The sequence below is a fragment of the Nostoc sp. genome (genome assembly GCF_036919895.1).
Taxonomy (GTDB): domain Bacteria; phylum Cyanobacteriota; class Cyanobacteriia; order Cyanobacteriales; family Nostocaceae; genus Nostoc.
Genome location: NZ_JBALBW010000031.1, coordinates 79625 through 96865, shown reverse-complemented (window position 1 = coordinate 96865; position 17241 = coordinate 79625). Strand labels below are relative to the sequence as shown.

Below are 17241 nucleotides of genomic sequence, written 5' to 3'. Positions count from 1 at the left end.
CCCCTATTTGGATGAAACCATTTTTTCGCTGGCAATGATATGCAAATCGGTATTTTTGAGCAAGCGTACCAATTTTTGCGTCAAAGATCCTTTGAGGAGCATAAGCCAGCGCGATCGCTGACTCTCTCCAATTACAATTTGGGTAATCCGATATTTTTCGGCGACTTCGGCGATCGCATTAGGGACGTTATTGTTGGTAACATGAAGAAAAGTCCCTTCAAATTCTTTACAGAGTTTCTCACAAGTGTAAATGTGTAAGCTTTCCTCTTTGGTGAGGAAGCGCTCTGGATTGGCAACGAATAAAGTATAAAGTGGGGCATTCATGTAGTTAGCCAACCTTGCACCCCGGCGTAACAGCTGCACTGAGTTGGGATAAGTAGATATACACACCAAAACCCGCTCGTGAATATTACAAGATTGCCCATTGGGAATAGTAGCGATCGCATTTTCTTCTACATTGTCTGCGACTTCTCGTAAAGCCAACTCCCGCAAAGCAATCAGATTACGGCGTTGGAAAAAATTTTCCAGGGATTGTTGGATTTTTTGCGGGGCGTAAATTTTCCCTTCTAATAACCTTTCTTGCAGCGTTTCTGGCGTGACATCTACTAACACTACTTCATCTGCTTCATCCAGAATCCTATCAGGAACACGCTCACGGACTACAACCCCAGTAATTCTGGCTACAAGGTCGTTGAGACTTTCCAAATGTTGTACATTCATTGTGGAGTAGACATCAATCCCGGCTGCCAAAACCACTTCTACATCTTCGTAGCGTTTTTCGCGTGGGGAACCAGGGACATTGGTATGGGCAAGTTCATCAATTAAAACTAATTGTGGCGATCGCTGTAAAATAGCGTCTGTATCCATATCCGTTAGCGTCAACTCACAGCGAGGATATTGCTTACGCGGTAAAATCTCCAGTCCCTCTGCTTTCTCCGTTGTGTCCTTGCGTCCGTGGGTTTCTAAAAGCCCAACGATGACATGAATTCCTTCGTGTTTAAGGGCGTGTCCCTCTTCTAACATCCGGTAGGTTTTACCTACTCCAGGAGCCATACCAATAAATATTTTATGCTTACCCCGCCGTCGTGCCGGATAAAGCGAGTAAATTCCAGAATTTAAAGGTGCATTGCCAGTCGAACCAGTATTATTATCTGACATTTCCTTCTTGGTATCTATAATGGCAATCCTATGACATCAGAAAACGGTGCTTTATCCATGCCCCTTATGGGTGCTGTTAGCGCTAGCGGGGCGTTTAGCCCAATTCCCAATCCCAATTTATTAATTTTGCTGACGATTAATATCCTGTAAGTCAAGAGCATAATTCAGTCGGAGAACATTGACTCCCGGTTCGCCAAAAATCCATAAAAATCTGTCATCAGTATACTTGTTAATTAAACGTAGGATCTCTTCTTCTTTGACTCCCCGCGCACCAGCAACCCGCGTCAATTGCTGCCGTGCTGCTTTGAAGGAAATATGCGGATCTAAACCAGAACCAGAAGTATAAATCATATCAGCGATCGGTTGAAGATTTTCGTCTCGCAATTGATTTGCCTCTTCTAGAATCCGCTTTAATAGCTCTGGATTACTAGCAGCGAGATTGCTGGCTCCAGATATGCCAGTTGGCTTGGCTTTTTTCCCTTGGCTATATCTAACAGTACTGGGACGAGAATGGAAATATCGCTCAGATGTGAACATCTGCCCAATCAAAGCCGAACCAATTACTTCATTATTTAGATTCAGCATAATGCTGCCATTAGCTTGATAGGGTAAAAAAACTTGACCGACTACAAGGATTATCAGAGGATAGATGATTGCAGTCAACAACCAAAGCATTAGAGTTATAAAAATTGCTCTGATAGTTTCTCGAAAAATAGCCATAAAAAGGGTTCCAATTTCTACTCAAATTTAATTTTTAATTTTTAATTTTAATTCTTTTACCCAATCAGAACGATATTCAAATATGCTGCTGCTAACAGTATAAATGGCTGGGGTAATTACCACATTCAAGCACAGCAGGATAAAAATAGCGAGTGGTGGGTAATGTTTACGCCATTGCGACCAAACAAAGGATATCGCCTGGATCGCATCTATCGGCAAAAACTTTTCCCCAGCATCGACCTGTTTATTCATATTCTTTTGGTTCCCTCTCTCAACAGGTAAAAGTAAAAATGTTTATTATTTTACTTTGGTAAAGATGCGCTTATTTCGCAGGATCTGTACTTTTGCTATCCTTAAGCCAAGCCTACAAGTGTAATCAGTATATCTATCAACTTAATGGCGATAAATGGCGCAATTACCCCACCTAAGCCATAAATTAAGATATTGCGTTGGAGTAGCTGATTAGCTGTCAGGGGTCTAAATCGCACACCCTTCAATGCCAAGGGAATCAAAGCGGGAATAATCAAAGCATTATAAATCAACGCTGATAGTACAGCAGACTTAGGGCTAGTTAAATTCATAATATTCAGGCTTTGCAGGTTAGCAGCGACAAATATCACTGGGATAATTGCAAAGTATTTGGCAATATCATTAGCGATAGAAAATGTCATTAATGCCCCGCGAGTAATCAACAATTGTTTGCCAATGCTAATGATATCGATCAGCTTTGTGGGATCGGAGTCTAAATCGACCATGTTGGCGGCTTCTTTTGCAGCTTGCGTCCCTGTATTCATGGCAACACCGACGTTAGCTTGGGCTAATGCAGGAGCATCGTTAGTTCCATCCCCTGTCATGGCAACTAGTTTACCTGCTGCTTGTTCCTTTTTAATGACGCTGATTTTGTCTTCTGGTGTGGCTTCGGCAATGAAGTCATCAACCCCTGCTTCTTTGGCAATGACAGAAGCTGTAATTTGGTTGTCTCCAGTTAGCATGATGGTATGCACTCCCATCCGTCGCAGTTGCTCAAAGCGATCGCGGATACCAGGTTTAACTATATCTTTGAGATAAATAACCCCATAGATTTCGTTATCTAGGCTGACTGCTAGGGGTGTACCTCCCAGGCGAGAAACTCGTTCGTAGGCAGCATCCAATTCTGGTGTATCGCGTCCGTGGCGAGAACGGACAAATCCTTTAATGGCTTCGACTGCTCCCTTCCTGGCCTCATATCCACCAGGCAAGTTAGTCCCACTCATGCGGGTTTTGGCGGAAAAATCAACTCCTTCTGCTTGGTTGGAGTCGAAATCAAACCGTGCGCCTAATTTCTCTGCCAGTCGCACAATGGATTTACCTTCTGGTGTATTGTCAAATATACTAGCCGCCCAGGCAACATTAGCAATTTCTGACATTGAATGACCGTCGATAGGGATAAACTCTTCCGCCAAACGGTTGCCGAGGGTAATTGTACCTGTCTTATCGAGAACTAAAGTGTTAACATCACCACAAGCTTCGACTGCTCGTCCGGAAGTGGCAATGACGTTAAATTGGGCAACTCGATCCATACCAGCAATGCCAATAGTACTGAGTAAGCCGCCAATGGTTGTAGGAATTAATGCCACTAATAGAGCAATTAAAATTGGCACGCTGACTGGACTGTTGACATAGTAAGCAAGTGCCGGCAGAGTTACTACAACTAACAAAAACACTAAACTGAGAACTGCCAGCAATACTGTCAGGGCAATTTCATTGGGTGTTTTGCTGCGTTCTGCCCCTTCCACCAAGGCAATCATCCGGTCAATAAAGCCTTTGCCTGGGTCACTAGTAACGCGGATAATTAGTTCATCGGAGATAATCCTCGTCCCACCAGTGACGGAACTAGAAACATCGGAGCCTGATTCTTTTAATACTGGTGCGGATTCTCCAGTAATTGCCGATTCATCTACTGAGGCGACACCCATAATTACCTCACCATCGGCGGGGATGATATCGCCAGCAACGACGTAGATGTTATCGCCCTGTTTCAGGCTGGTGGATGAAACTTCACTAATTATGCCGTCGGGAGCGAGTTTTTTAGCGATCGCTTCTGATTTTGTTAATCGCAAGGCATCAGCTTGAGCTTTACCCCGCCCTTCTGCTACTGCTTCGGCAAAATTGGAAAACCAAACTGTAAAGAATAAAATCACCGACAGCAAGGCGTTGAAAATTTGCGGGTTCTTTTGCAGGGACGGGCCAAATAGGTTGGGATCAATCGTTAGCAATAGGATGATAATTGTCCCCACCCAAACCACAAATATCACGGGATTTTTGATTGCATACTTAGGATTGAGCTTGACAAAAGCATCTCTAATTGCTCTTAAGTACAGCCACTTAGTAATTTTTCTCGCCTTCTTACGTCCTTGGCGGCGATCGCCAGAACGAGGATTTGGCCGTCTAGCTTTGAAGTTAGTTGCCACTTGATTAATTAATAAAGTTAGGAGTTAAAAGTTATACCAATTCTGTATGAGGATGCGCTAAACCATGATTAGAAGAAAGAAAAACGAACCGCAAAGGACGCAAAGGACGCAAAGAAAGAAGTTAAAAGGGTTTGGCGCAACCTCATAAAGAAATGGTATTAGAAGTTAGGAGAGACGCGATTAATCGCGTCTGTACAAGAGTTAGGAGTTAGGAGTTTCCCATAAAAAATAGATCCAACCTGTAGGGGGCGTTATGCGATCGCTAACGCAATGCCAGTTGCTACAACGGATAGCGTAGCGTTAGCGTCTGACTCGCTAACACCAGTTGCCTACAGCGCTGGATTCACCGCAACGCAATGGCTCTCCTCCGAAACCGGATAATTTATTTATTTTTTGGTATTCTCTTAATTCCAGACTCCAGACTTATAACTCATAAATTTTCTAATTGCCAGATGCTAGTTTCAAACCCTCAGCTATGGGGCCTAAAGCTAAAACGGGAAAGAAAGTCAACACTCCCAAAACCAGTGTTACTCCAGCTGTAATACTAGTAAATACTAGAGAATCAGTTCTTAGGGTACCAGGGGTTTCGGGAACTGGCTGTTTGCGAGACATCCCCTCAGCTAACAGCAGGATGGCAATTATCGGAATGTAGCGTCCTCCTATTAAGCTAACTAAACTACTCAAGTTCCACCACAGAGTGTTATCCTTCAACCCTTCTAAGCCGGAGCCATTATTTGCTGCGGCTGAGGCGTATTCATAAACTACTTGAGAAATACCGTGATAGCCAGGGTTGCTAATTCCAGATAGGGAGATGGGATAAGCTAGGGCGATCGCACTGGGAATCAAAACTAGAATTGGGTGAATCAACAACACCACGCTGGCGAGGATGATTTCCCGCTTTTCAATTTTGCGTCCTAAAAACTCTGGGGTGCGTCCCGCCATTAGTCCAGTGAGGAAAACTGTGAGAATTAAGTAAATAAATAAGTAAGCTGTTCCAGTTCCCTGCCCACCCCAGATAACCTGGATAAACAAGTTGAAGAGGGTCGAGAATATTCCTTGCGGCATCAAAGAATCGTGCATCCCATTCACAGCGCCAGACATAGTAGCAGTAGTCATAACTGCCCAAAATGCCGTTTGTAACCAGCCAAATCGAACTTCTTTACCCTCTAAATTGGGCTGTTCTAATCCAAAGGCGTTATTAACCAGGGGATTGCCTTGCAATTCTCCGACGGCTGTCACTCCCACCAGAACAACAAAAATCACAAACACCATCCAAAAAAGTAGCCAAGCTTGTTTGATGTTGTTGGCAAATATCCCGTAGGTGTAAATCAAGGCGGCTGGGATAGAAATCATGGCGATCATTTCTATCAAGTTAGAAGCGCCATTGGGATTTTCAAAAGGATGGGCTGAGTTTACGCTAAAAAAGCCACCGCCGTTTTCGCCCAAAAGTTTGATCGTTTCAAAGGATGCCACTGGGCCTCTGGCAAGATATTGCGTCCCACCTTCTAAGGTTCTCAAATCCAGAGTCTTAGCTAATGTTTGTGGTACACCTGAGACAAGTAAAGCGATCGCTCCAATAATCGAAATCGGCAGCAATATTCGCGTAATTCCACGGACGAGATCGACATAAAAGTTTCCCAATTTTCTCCCCGTCAACCCGCGAATAAAGGCAATTCCCACAGATAGACCGGTGGCTGCGGAGGTGAACATCAAAAAGCCTAAAGCCGCTACCTGGCTAAAATAGCTTAAGGTTGTCTCACCAGCATAGTGTTGCTGGTCGGTATTGGTTACAAAGGAAATGGTTGTGTGCAGTAATACATCCCAACTGGGCGCACCAAAACCGTTAGGGTTCCAGGGCAAGTGTCTCTGGAAATATATCAGCAAATACACTGAAATACCCATAATCAGATTGCTGTACAATACAGCCTGGATATACTGCAAACCCGTCATATCATCTTTTCTGCGGACACCTGCTAGTACGAACATACTTCGCTCTATGGGGTTCATTAAAAAATCAAGCAGTGTTCTTTCTCCCAAGAAGACACGGGCTATGTATCTACCAAGTAGCGGAGTGATTGCTATGACAATACATAGCGTTAAGCCAATTTGCAAAAAACCTTGTCCCATATATTTCCCGCTCAATTAAATTTAAGTGCTAGCAAGCCAATTTTTAGAAATAATAGATTAGCTGTTTAGGTATTTGATTTTGATGGATTTGGTGATATTGAGATATCAACGCCATTTTTTAATCTGGATTTACTATTTTCAGCTATTACTATTTTCCAGACTTTGGTTAAAGTTCTTGTTAAGAATATTTAATCTTTACTCTTAATTCATCTATATTGTTAGTTAGGATTATTTGTTTATACAATACATTATCGAAGTTTGCTACTTTCAAAGAATATAAATATTTAACAGGGTTTTCTAAAAGGATTACGGTTTGAGAAGGTTGTGTTAAATACTCTGACCCTTCTGGGCAACTACCCAGTCCCCAATCCTCAGTATCCAGCACCCATTTTTACATCTGGACAATCGTAATTTCCGAGTTAATGCTCAAGTGAATATTTGCAGATATAGATTGCAGATAAATCATAATCGTTGAATTAAATAGTTGTAAAGATTGTAGGATAAAAATTTTTAGTAAATCATAAATAACAATGTTAAGTCGATTAGTGGCTATAAAAGAAGCTATCAATGAGCGGCGGGAGACTTATGGGCTAATTGCGATCGCCTTTGCGCTCGTAATCGGCCTGGAATATTTGACACCACCTGAGTACGTATTTGGCTACCTTTACACAGGGACGATTTTGGTAGCAGATTCTCGATTGAATCGGAGAGCAGTATTGGGGATCACTCTAGCAGCTACAGGATTAACATTGTTAAATTTGTTTGTCCCAGGAGGACAAATAATTAATGCCCCAACGTTGGCAAATAGGTTGATTGCAGTATTGGCGTTGGTGGTGACGGGTTGGTTAAGCGATCGCAACCACCGCAATGAAGAAGCGATCGCTTATACCCAAGCACAATTACGCTCCCAAGAACAACTAGCGATCATGCGTGAAGATTTTGTTTCTACCCTAACGCATGATTTGAAAACACCCCTATTAGGAGCAATTGAAACACTGAAATATTTTCAAAACGAGCAATTTGGTGAAATCACGCCAATGCAAGCAAAAGTCCTTCAAACAATGGCTCGTAGTCATCGGAGTACACTGCAATTAGTCCAAACTCTTTTAGATGTATACCGCAATGATGCTGAAGGGCTGAAATTACAGATATCACCCGTTAACTTGGCAACTGTGGCAGAGGAGGTAATCGCTACCCTGACTGAACTAGCGAGAACACGTCAGGTTTATATTTCTCTGCACTATGGCGAATCAGATTTTCGGAGCTTTCTCTGGGTAGATGGCGATCCTTTGCAACTAGGGCGAGTCTTCACTAATCTCCTGAGTAATGGCATTAACCATACCCCGCGTGGCGGTAAAGTGGAAGTAGTCCTTGAAGGTTATTCTAGCGATCAAGTAGTAAAAATACTCGATACTGGTTCCGGCTTTACCGAAGAAGAGTTACCCCACTTATTTGAGAGGTTTTATCAAGGACATAGCGATCGTCACGTCTCAGGCTCTGGACTAGGGCTTTATTTAACAAGGCAAATTATCGCTGCTCATGGGGGTACAATTTGGGCAGAGAATCGCTCACCAAGAGGGGCAATCTTTGGTTTTCGACTCCCAGCTTGTCCACCGCCGGGGAGATGAGGGCAGGGGGCAGGGGGCAGGGAGCAGGGAGCAGGGGGAGAATTTTAGCTCTTGACAAATGACCAATGACAAATGACCAATAACAAATGACAAAAATCTTACTTGTTGAAGACGATGAATTGTTTCGGCTTGGTCTGCGGATGCGTTTGCAACAAGAAACTACTTTGGAGATTGTCGCAGAGGCAGAAGATGGAGAACAAGCTTTAGAATTAGCAAATCGCTATCCTCTGGATTTGGTATTGATGGATATAGGTTTACCGGGCATTGGTGGAATTGAAGCTTGTCGGCAAATCAAGCAGAAGCACCCAAATTTACCAATTCTTGTGTTAACGTCTCGTTCTGAAAAACCCCTGATTTCACGGTTAATTGCTGCTGGGGCGCAAGGTTACTGCCTGAAAGGTATTCCTGCTGAGTCTCTGATATTAGCAGTGCGATCGGTTGCAGCCGGGGCTTCTTGGTGGGATCAAACGGCAACAACAGAGATTAGAGCAGCTTTTGAGGGTAATTCTACTGTGGTGCTGCCTGCAAAAACTGAGGGAACCCTAGAAAATCCGTTAACGAAGCGAGAACAAGAAATTTTGGCACTCGTAGCAGCAGGTAAAAGCAATCAAGAAATTGCTGAAATTCTCTACATTGCCCCTGGTACAGTGCGGGTTCATGTCCATGCTATTTTACAGAAACTAGAAGTACGCGATCGCACTCAAGCCGCAGTCTTAGCGATCCAAAAAGGATTGGTAGCACCAGAATTGTTGATTAATTAGATTCATTCACATCGAACTAGGTGCTAGACAAAAATTAAGTGTAAATACAGTGGCTTTTGAGTTACAGAGTATAGCTTTTTCTAGATAAGAGCGATCGCAAAATCCTAAAAATAAATCGTATTGGGGTCACTCCGATCTATTTAAGTATAATTACAGTTGCTTGTATTTTTTATACAGTATAAATTTTATTGTACTAGAAGAAATATAGATAGAAAATAACTTAGTTTTTCTAGGGTGTATTTGATCGGATAACGATTAGAAATATTGCGGTTTTCTTCCAAAAAACAAGAGGTTTTGTTACCAATTCCAGTTGAGCATGGAAGCGGATGTTGAGTCATTCGCTTCCTATTTGATGTTGTGTGATAAATGCTATTAACGTAAATCTTTAGAACTAACAAGTCTTTTATTCGATCAAAAATTTTATTAGAGGACAATAATTATGATGACAGAAAATAATCACTCTGAAGCCCAAAGTAATTCCGCCAAAAAGTTATTAGAAGCAGGCAGAAATATTGTTTTTATAGATACAGCAGTTCTCGATTACCAAAGCCTAGTAGCTGGGATAACACTGGGTAGTGAAGTCGTTATCCTTGACCATAATCGAGACGGTTTAACGCAAATCAGCGAGTTCTTAGCAGGGTGTAAACCTGACTCAGTTGAATCAGTTCACATTGTCTCCCACGGTGGTGAGGGGAGTTTGCAATTGGGGTCAACTTACCTTAACCTCACCAACCTTAATAGCTATGCAAATCAGTTACAAAAATGGGCAACCGTTTTAACTAATAAAGCTGATATTCTACTTTATGGCTGTGATGTAGCTACTGGTCAAGGCACAAAATTTGTGCAGCTTCTGAGCCGAATTACTGGAGCAGATGTTGCAGCTTCCACAGACAAAACCGGAAGTGCAGCTTTAGGTGGCGACTGGGATTTAGAGGTGAAGACCGGGAAAATTGAGGCTTCTCTGGCATTTAAACCGGAAGTAATGCAAGCTTACCAGTCTATTTTGCCAGCTAGTTTTACTGGCACATACTCTCAAGATTTTAACTCATTAGCTAATTCTGGAACCAAATCTTGGGTTGATGATTCAACCATTTCCGGGTGGTATGCCACAAGAACAAGTTACAACACTGGTGCTGGCACCAATAACACAGGTGGATTGTATAGTTTTGGTGCAACCGGAGATCGGGCACTTGGTTCTGTCGCTTCTGGTAGTACGGGAACTATTTATTATGGGTTGCGCCTCCAAAACAACACAGGTTCAACAATTACTCAGTTGCAAGTAGGTTATACGGGCGAGCAATGGCGTAATGGTGGTAATACATCGCCGCAACAGCTGAAATTTAGTTATCAAACTGGGTCAACTCTGACAAATTTGACAACAGGAACATGGAATTCTGTCACATCGCTAGATTTCACCAGCCCAACTGCAACCGCAACCGCAGGAGCCTTAAATGGCAATCAAGTTGCCAATAAAGTTGTTATCACACCTCTAACAATTACCCTAGCTACCCCAATAGCTAACGGTGAAGAGATTATATTGCGTTGGGAAGATATAGATGATGGAGGCAACGATCACGGTTTAGCGATCGACGATGTATCTGTCAAAGTCGATAACAGCACCTATATAGTAACTAACACTAATGACAGCGGTGCTGGCTCGTTGAGGCAAGCTATTATCAATGCCAATAACGATCCGGGGATTGAGACAATTATCTTTGATCAGACTGGGATATTTGGTGATGCTACCCCCGACACTATTACCCTGACTTCTGGGGAATTGAATGTTACTGAAGGAGTGATAATTCAAGGAACTGGAGCTAATAAACTCACCATCAGTGGTAACAATGCTTCCCGTGTTTTTAATGCTAGTGCCTCCCTTTCAATTGATGGGTTGAACATAACTGGGGGAAATGCAGGAAGTAGCAACGGTGGCGGCATCTACAGCACCAGTAGTGTCACACTCAGCAATAGTACTATTTTTGGCAACACTACGAACAACGGCGGCGGCGGCATCTACAGCAGTAGTGTCACACTCAGCAATAGTACTATTTTTGGCAACACCGCGAACAACAACGGCGGCGGCATTTACAGCAGTACTAGTCTTAGCATCAGCAATAGCACTATTTCTAGCAATATATCTAAATCGAATGGTGGTGGCATCTACACCAACAACGCCACAGTGAGTAATAGCACTATTTTCGGCAACACTGCTGATAGTGATAACAATGGCACAGGTAATGGTGGCGGCATTTTTAGGTATGGTGGCACGGTAAGCATTAGCAATAGCATCATTGCTGGCAATATTGACACAGGTAATCAAGCGCCAGATATCTCTGGTATCAACTTCAATGGTAATGCTTACAACCTGATTGGCAGTCTTGCTGGTAAATCATCCGGGACTCTGGGCACGGGTACAGATATTATTAACCCCAACCCCGGACTCAAACCTTTGGGGGATTACGGCGGTTCTACACAAACTCTCGCCCTAAACTCTTCCAGTCCTGCCAGGAATGCTGGCGATCCGGCTTACAATGGTGGCTTAACTACCGACCAACGCGGCACAGGTTTTAACCGGATTGAAGGCGGTAGAATTGACATTGGGGCATTTGAATCCTTACTTCCAAAAGTCAGCTTTGGCGCTGCTACATACAATACAACGGAAGATAGTACCGCCACTACAGTAACTATTTCTGTTACCTTAGATGCCTCTCCAGAAACGGCGGTCACAGTTCCTATTATTGTCAAAAATAGTAGTACGGCTACTAATGGCAGCGATTACACTTTTTCTCCTACGACTATTTCCTTTGCTGCTGGGGCGACAGGCTCAAATTTAACAAAGCTAATTACTTTTACTATTAACCCAGACGACTTACCTGAGAATACAGAAACAGTTGTACTCAACTTCGGCACGCTAATAGGGGCTGATTTGGGGACAATAACTGAAACTACTCTGAGTATTGCTGCTAATGATTCGATTCAATATGCAATTTCCAGCGCCACTTCAAATTTAACTGAAGGTAATAGCGGTACTCAAGCTGTTACCTTCACGGTTACTCGCAGTGGTGGTATTGGCGTGGCTAGCACTGTAGATTATGCTTTTATCGGTGCGGCAACTTTTGGTAGTGACTATAACAATATTCAAGTGACAGGTGGAGGAACTGCTGCATCTGGGACTTTAAGCTTCGCTGTTGGGGAAAAGACAAAGACAATTACAGCCGATGTTTTGGGTGACAACACATTTGAACTCAATGAAGATATTACTCTTAACCTAAGTAACCCCAACCTCACAGCTGCACCAGCAAATTCCACAATTACTAACAGTTCAGCTACAGTAAATATCATCAACGATGACAGCCAACCAACTATCAGCATCTCGGATGTCTCTGTTACTGAAGGCAATACAGGTACAACAACTAATGCTACATTCACTATCACTCTCTCGAATCCCAGTTATCAGCCGATTAGTGTAAACTACAACACGAGTGATGGTACTGCTAACGCTGCTGACTCTGATTACAATTCTGCACTGGGAACGATTACTTTCAATCCTGGTGAAACCACTAAAACCCTTAGTATTGGTGTCATCGGCGATAACAAATTTGAAACCAACGAGACATTTTCTGTCAATCTTTTGAGTGCGATAAATGCCGCGATCGCAGATGATTTAGGAGTTGGTACTATTATCAATGATGACAACCAACCAACTATCAGCATCTCGGATGTCTCAATTATTGAAGGCAACACAGGTACAACAACTAACGCTACCTTCACTATCACTCTCTCTAATCCCAGTTATCAGCCGATTAGTGTAAACTACAACACGAGTGATGGTACTGCTAATGTTGCTGACTCTGATTACAATTCTGCACTGGGAACGATTACTTTCAATCCTGGTGAAACCACTAAAACCCTTAGTATTGGTGTCATCGGCGATAACAAATTTGAAACCAACGAGACATTTTCTGTCAATCTTTTGAGTGCGATAAATGCCGCGATCGCAGATGATTTAGGAGTTGGTACTATTATCAATGATGACAACCAACCAACTATCAGCATCTCGGATGTCTCAATTATTGAAGGCAACACAGGTACAACAACTAACGCTACCTTCACTATCACTCTCTCTAATCCCAGTTATCAGCCGATTAGTGTAAACTACAACACGAGTGATGGTACTGCTAATGTTGCTGACTCTGATTACAATTCTGCACTGGGAACGATTACTTTCAATCCTGGTGAAACCACTAAAACCCTTATTATTGGTGTCATCGGCGATAACAAATTTGAAACCAACGAGACATTTTCTGTCAATCTTTTGAGTGCGATAAATGCCGCGATCGCAGATAATTTAGGAGTTGGTACTATCATCAATGATGACAACCAACCAACTATCAGCATTTCGGATGTCTCTGTTATTGAAGGCAATACAGGAACAACAACTAATGCTAACTTTACTATCAGTCTCTCAAATGTAAGTTCTCAGCAGGTTACTGTAAATTACAACACGAGTGATGGTACTGCTCAAGCTGCTGACTCTGATTACAACTCTGCTTTAGGGACGATTACTTTTAATCCGGGGGAAACTAGCAAAACCCTTAGCATTGGTGTTATCGGCGATAACAAATTTGAAACCAATGAGACATTTGCTGTCAATCTTTTGGATGCTACAAATGCCACAATTCCTGACAGTTTAGGAGTGGCTACCATAATTAATGATGACAGCCAACCAACTATCAGTATCTCGGATGTCTCTGTTACTGAAGGTAACACAGGGACAACAACTAATGCTAACTTTACGATTAGTCTCTCTAATGCCAGTTCTGAGCAAGTTACTGTAAATTACAACACGAGTGATGATACTGCTCAAGTTGCTGACTCTGATTACAACTCTGCTTCCGGGACGATTATTTTTGCTCCTGGCGAAACCAGTAAAACTCTTGGTGTTGGTGTCATTGGTGATAACAAAACTGAAGCTAATGAGAGATTTTATGTTAATCTTTCGGGTGCAATAAATGCCACATTTACTGATAGTTTAGGAGTTGGTACTATCATTGATGATGACAACCAATCAACTATCAGCATCTCGGATATCTCCCTTCTTGAAGGTAACGCAGGTACAACAAATAATGCTAAATTTACCGTCACTCTCTCCGCACCCAGTTTACAGCAGGTTACTGTAAATTACAACACGAGTGATGGCACTGCTAAAGTTTCTGACTCTGATTACAACTCCGCTTCCGGGACGATTATTTTTGCTCCTGGCGAAACCAGCAAAACTCTTGGTATTGGTGTCATCGGTGATAACAAAGTTGAAGCAAATGAGACATTTTCTGTCAATCTCTTTAGTGCTACAAATGCCACAATTACTGATATCTTGGGAGTGGCTACTATCATAAATGATGACGAACCTCCCGCCATTAGCATTGGAGATGTCTCACTCAACGAAGGCACCACAGGGATGATAACTAATGCTAAATTTGTCGTCACTCTCTCCAATGAATTCTATCAACCAATAGTCGTAAATTACAGCACGAGTGACGGTACTGCCAAAACTTCTGACTCTGATTACAATTCTGCTTTAGGGACGGTCGTTTTCAATCCTGGAGAAACCAGCAAAACTATTAGTATTGGTGTCACAGGTGATAACAAAGTTGAAAGCAACGAAACATTTTTTGTCAATCTCTATGGTGCGGCAAATGCTAGGTTTGCTAATAACCAAGGAGTCGGTACTATCATCAATGATGACCGGGATTCTTTCTTTTAATTCACATAATATTTAATGGGTCTACATCAATAGTTAGGCTAACAGAGGGCGGACAAAGCGATCGCACTTCTTCCCAATCTGGCAATTGTGGCAACGCATCGGGGGCAAATTTAATCAATATCTGCCAGCGATAACGATTAGCTACTCGTAAAATACTTGCTGGTGCTGGGCCTAATATCTCAAATTCTTCTTCTGTACTCAAGGCTGTGGCGATGATTTGCGCGGTATTTTGCACTTGAATGGGATCGATACTACTTAAGCGCAACAAAATTAACCGCCCATAAGGGGGATAATTGAGGGCTTGGCGTTGTTCTAACTCAGCTTGGGAGAAAGTGTGATAATCGTGCGATCGCACTGCTGCAATTACCTGATGCTCTGTAGTATAAGTTTGTACAATCACCCTCCCCGGATCGTCGCCTCTACCAGCCCGCCCAGCGACTTGAGTCAAGGTTTGAAATGCCCGTTCACTGGCGCGATAATCTGATAAATTTAGCAATCCGTCGGCGGCGACAACGCCGACAAGTGTCACCTGTGGTAAATCCAAACCTTTGGTGAGCATTTGCGTACCCACTAATAAATCTGCTTCGCCGTTAGCAAATTGGGTGAGTAGAGTCCGGTGTGAGCCTTTGTTACGGGTGGTATCGCTATCAAAACGAATCAAGCGTAACTCTGGAAACTGTCGCGCTAATTCTTGTGTTACTCGCTGAGTACCGCTACCAAAGAATTTTAGGTAAGGGGAACTACAATCAGGGCAGAATTTGGGATGCGATCGCGCATAATTACAATAATGACACCGCAATAATTCCGGCGCTTTTTCTTCGGTGTGATGATACGCCAACGAAACATCACAATATGGACATTCCAACACATATCCACAACTGCGGCAAGAGACAAAAGTACTGTGTCCCCGGCGATGGATAAATAAAATTCCCTGTTGTTTTCTCTCTTGCAACTGTTGCAAAGCTTCTTGCAACGATCTACTAAATATAGAACGATTTCCCTGCTGCAACTCTTGCCGCATATCGACTATTTCCACAGGCGGTAAAGGGCGTGAGTTGACACGTTCGGGCAAACTTAAGTAATAACTTCTGCCTCCTAACTTCTGATTTAGGAGTGATGAATTAAGATTTCTTTCTTGTCCCCCCTCTCTGCTTGCGGAGAGGGGGCTAGGGGGTGAGGTTCCGGCGCTTACCCAACTCTCCAATGAAGGCGTAGCGGAACCCAAAATCAAAGGGCAATTTTCTAATTCTGCCCGCCATTGGGCGACGGTGCGGGCGTGGTAGGTGGGTATGGGTGAGTCTTGCTTAAAGCTGCTGTCGTGTTCTTCGTCTAAAATAATTAAACCCAAGTTGGGCAAAGGGGCGAAAACGGCGCTGCGCGTACCAATGACAACTTGAGGTTCTCCTGTGAGCATAAGCCGCCAAGTGTCGTAACGTTCGCCGTCGGAGAGGGCGCTGTGATAAACGCTGACTTTATTGCCAAAACGGGCGCGAAAACGATCGGTTAGCTGGGGTGTAAGTCCAATTTCTGGAACTAAAACGAGGGCGGATTTGCCTTGATTGATGAGAGGTGCGATCGCTTGCAAATATACTTCGGTTTTTCCTGAACCTGTCACCCCATGCAATAAAACTTCAGCAAATCCATCTAATGTCTGGATTGTCGCTAAGGCGCTGGCTTGGGCGGTAGTTAAAGATTTAGCCCCATCACCTGCTAATGCTGGCCCCTGTTCGGTTCGCAATACTTCCCGTTCTTCAATAACGATGTAACCCTTTTGTGTCAACGTTTTGAGAATTGAAGAACTAGCATTGCAAACTTGCAGTAATTCATTTTGCCACAACTCTCCACCATGCCGCCGCAGCACTTCTAAAATCTCTCGCTGGCGAGTCGTTAAGTCGCTATCGATTGTACCTGTGAGCGTGACAGCTTTTTGCAGCTTTGGTCGAGTCAGCCGTGGCGGTTCTAAGTAGCTTTCTACTAAACCGAATCTTAGCAACTCCCGAATTCCCCGATAGGCAGATTTGACTTTTTGTTGAAGGTAAGCGAAACTATAATCCCCCGCCGGCTGCCCTTGCAAAAGTTCCCAAACTTGCCGCGCGGTTGGAGTTAAAAAAGCTGAAGGATTAGGAGATGCCAGTAGATAACTACTCCTTGCTGTTCCCCCTTCTCTAACCAGACGGAGGCGACGTTGCGATCGCCCCAGCAACCCTGGTGGTAGAGCAACCCGGATTACTTGAATCAGGGGCGTATAGTAATATGCAGCAACTCGATTGAGTAATTCCCAATAAGCACTTGGGAAAAATCCAACGCTGACTATATCTTCTACCTCCCGGATTTTTTCTGGTGCTAAATCGATATTTGGTTGTGCCAGTAACCGAATTGCGATCGCTCCTAATTGTTGTGCGCCAAATGGCACGCTCAAAATATCCCCTGGTTTTATTTCTAACTGGGCTGGCAATCGATAAGTAAATAATCCTGTACTTCCTGGACAGTCTACCAATACTTCAACCCACCTATTAAGAGTTGTACCTAACTGGTACGATTCACTAGGTTCAGCCACCACTAAAGGAGATAAATTTATGTCATTAATATACATAGTTGCTGACTTTATAGTTAGATGTTTTCCTCACATAGCT

Annotated in this window: 9 protein-coding genes; 3 read left to right on the top strand and 6 right to left on the bottom strand. The window is 43.2% G+C overall.

Features of this window, described 5'->3' with window-relative positions; translation table 11 throughout:
* Nucleotides 1–3: 3 nt before the first annotated feature.
* The 5 genes from V7K55_RS05830 to kdpA all read right to left on the bottom strand — a co-directional run bounded on the left by V7K55_RS05830 (nucleotide 4) and on the right by kdpA (nucleotide 6455).
* Complete coding sequence (locus V7K55_RS05830; RefSeq protein WP_334829120.1) at nucleotides 4–1158, bottom strand: universal stress protein; 1155 nt, start codon at nucleotides 1156–1158, stop codon at nucleotides 4–6.
* 120 nt (nucleotides 1159–1278) lie between these two features.
* The gene (gene kdpC / locus V7K55_RS05825; protein ID WP_334829119.1) at nucleotides 1279–1878 is read right to left on the bottom strand and encodes a K(+)-transporting ATPase subunit C; all 600 of its coding nucleotides are present in this window, start codon (nucleotides 1876–1878) and stop codon (nucleotides 1279–1281) included.
* Between the two features lie 27 nt (nucleotides 1879–1905).
* Nucleotides 1906–2130: a hypothetical protein gene (locus V7K55_RS05820; RefSeq protein ID WP_334829117.1), complete on the bottom strand. Its 225-nt coding sequence runs from the start codon at nucleotides 2128–2130 to the stop codon at nucleotides 1906–1908.
* 101 nt (nucleotides 2131–2231) lie between these two features.
* Complete coding sequence (gene kdpB, locus V7K55_RS05815; protein ID WP_334829154.1) at nucleotides 2232–4337, bottom strand: potassium-transporting ATPase subunit KdpB; 2106 nt, start codon at nucleotides 4335–4337, stop codon at nucleotides 2232–2234.
* A gap of 432 nt (nucleotides 4338–4769) precedes the next feature.
* The gene (gene kdpA, locus V7K55_RS05810; protein ID WP_334829115.1) at nucleotides 4770–6455 is read right to left on the bottom strand and encodes a potassium-transporting ATPase subunit KdpA; all 1686 of its coding nucleotides are present in this window, start codon (nucleotides 6453–6455) and stop codon (nucleotides 4770–4772) included.
* A gap of 530 nt (nucleotides 6456–6985) precedes the next feature.
* Between kdpA and V7K55_RS05805 the strand changes: the two genes are divergently transcribed.
* From V7K55_RS05805 to V7K55_RS05795, 3 genes are all read left to right on the top strand, one after another.
* The gene (locus tag V7K55_RS05805; protein WP_334829113.1) at nucleotides 6986–8083 is read left to right on the top strand and encodes a sensor histidine kinase; all 1098 of its coding nucleotides are present in this window, start codon (nucleotides 6986–6988) and stop codon (nucleotides 8081–8083) included.
* 86 nt (nucleotides 8084–8169) lie between these two features.
* Nucleotides 8170–8844 (top strand): response regulator transcription factor, encoded by a 675-nt coding sequence (locus tag V7K55_RS05800; protein WP_094329133.1) that lies wholly within the window; start codon nucleotides 8170–8172, stop codon nucleotides 8842–8844.
* Nucleotides 8845–9283: 439 nt separating this feature from the next.
* A complete protein-coding gene (locus V7K55_RS05795; protein WP_334829111.1) occupies nucleotides 9284–14608 on the top strand; it encodes a Calx-beta domain-containing protein in 5325 nt (1774 codons plus the stop codon).
* Between the two features lies 1 nt (nucleotide 14609).
* On the opposite strand, the gene priA is transcribed toward V7K55_RS05795, so the two are convergent.
* Nucleotides 14610–17201, bottom strand: coding sequence for a primosomal protein N' (priA, locus tag V7K55_RS05790; RefSeq protein WP_334829109.1), 2592 nt, complete (start codon nucleotides 17199–17201; stop codon nucleotides 14610–14612).
* Nucleotides 17202–17241: the final 40 nt, after the last annotated feature.

Excerpts from the sequence above, each read along its gene's own strand:
- V7K55_RS05830 (WP_334829120.1), bottom strand. The coding sequence starts at position 1,158 with ATGTCAGATAATAATACTGGTTCGACTGGCAATGCACCTTTAAATTCT.
- V7K55_RS05805 (WP_334829113.1), top strand. The coding sequence starts at position 6,986 with ATGTTAAGTCGATTAGTGGCTATAAAAGAAGCTATCAATGAGCGGCGG.
- kdpC (WP_334829119.1), bottom strand. The coding sequence starts at position 1,878 with ATGGCTATTTTTCGAGAAACTATCAGAGCAATTTTTATAACTCTAATG.
- priA (WP_334829109.1), bottom strand. The coding sequence starts at position 17,201 with ATGTATATTAATGACATAAATTTATCTCCTTTAGTGGTGGCTGAACCT.
- V7K55_RS05795 (WP_334829111.1), top strand. The coding sequence starts at position 9,284 with ATGATGACAGAAAATAATCACTCTGAAGCCCAAAGTAATTCCGCCAAA.
- kdpA (WP_334829115.1), bottom strand. The coding sequence starts at position 6,455 with ATGGGACAAGGTTTTTTGCAAATTGGCTTAACGCTATGTATTGTCATA.
- V7K55_RS05820 (WP_334829117.1), bottom strand. The coding sequence starts at position 2,130 with ATGAATAAACAGGTCGATGCTGGGGAAAAGTTTTTGCCGATAGATGCG.
- V7K55_RS05800 (WP_094329133.1), top strand. The coding sequence starts at position 8,170 with ATGACAAAAATCTTACTTGTTGAAGACGATGAATTGTTTCGGCTTGGT.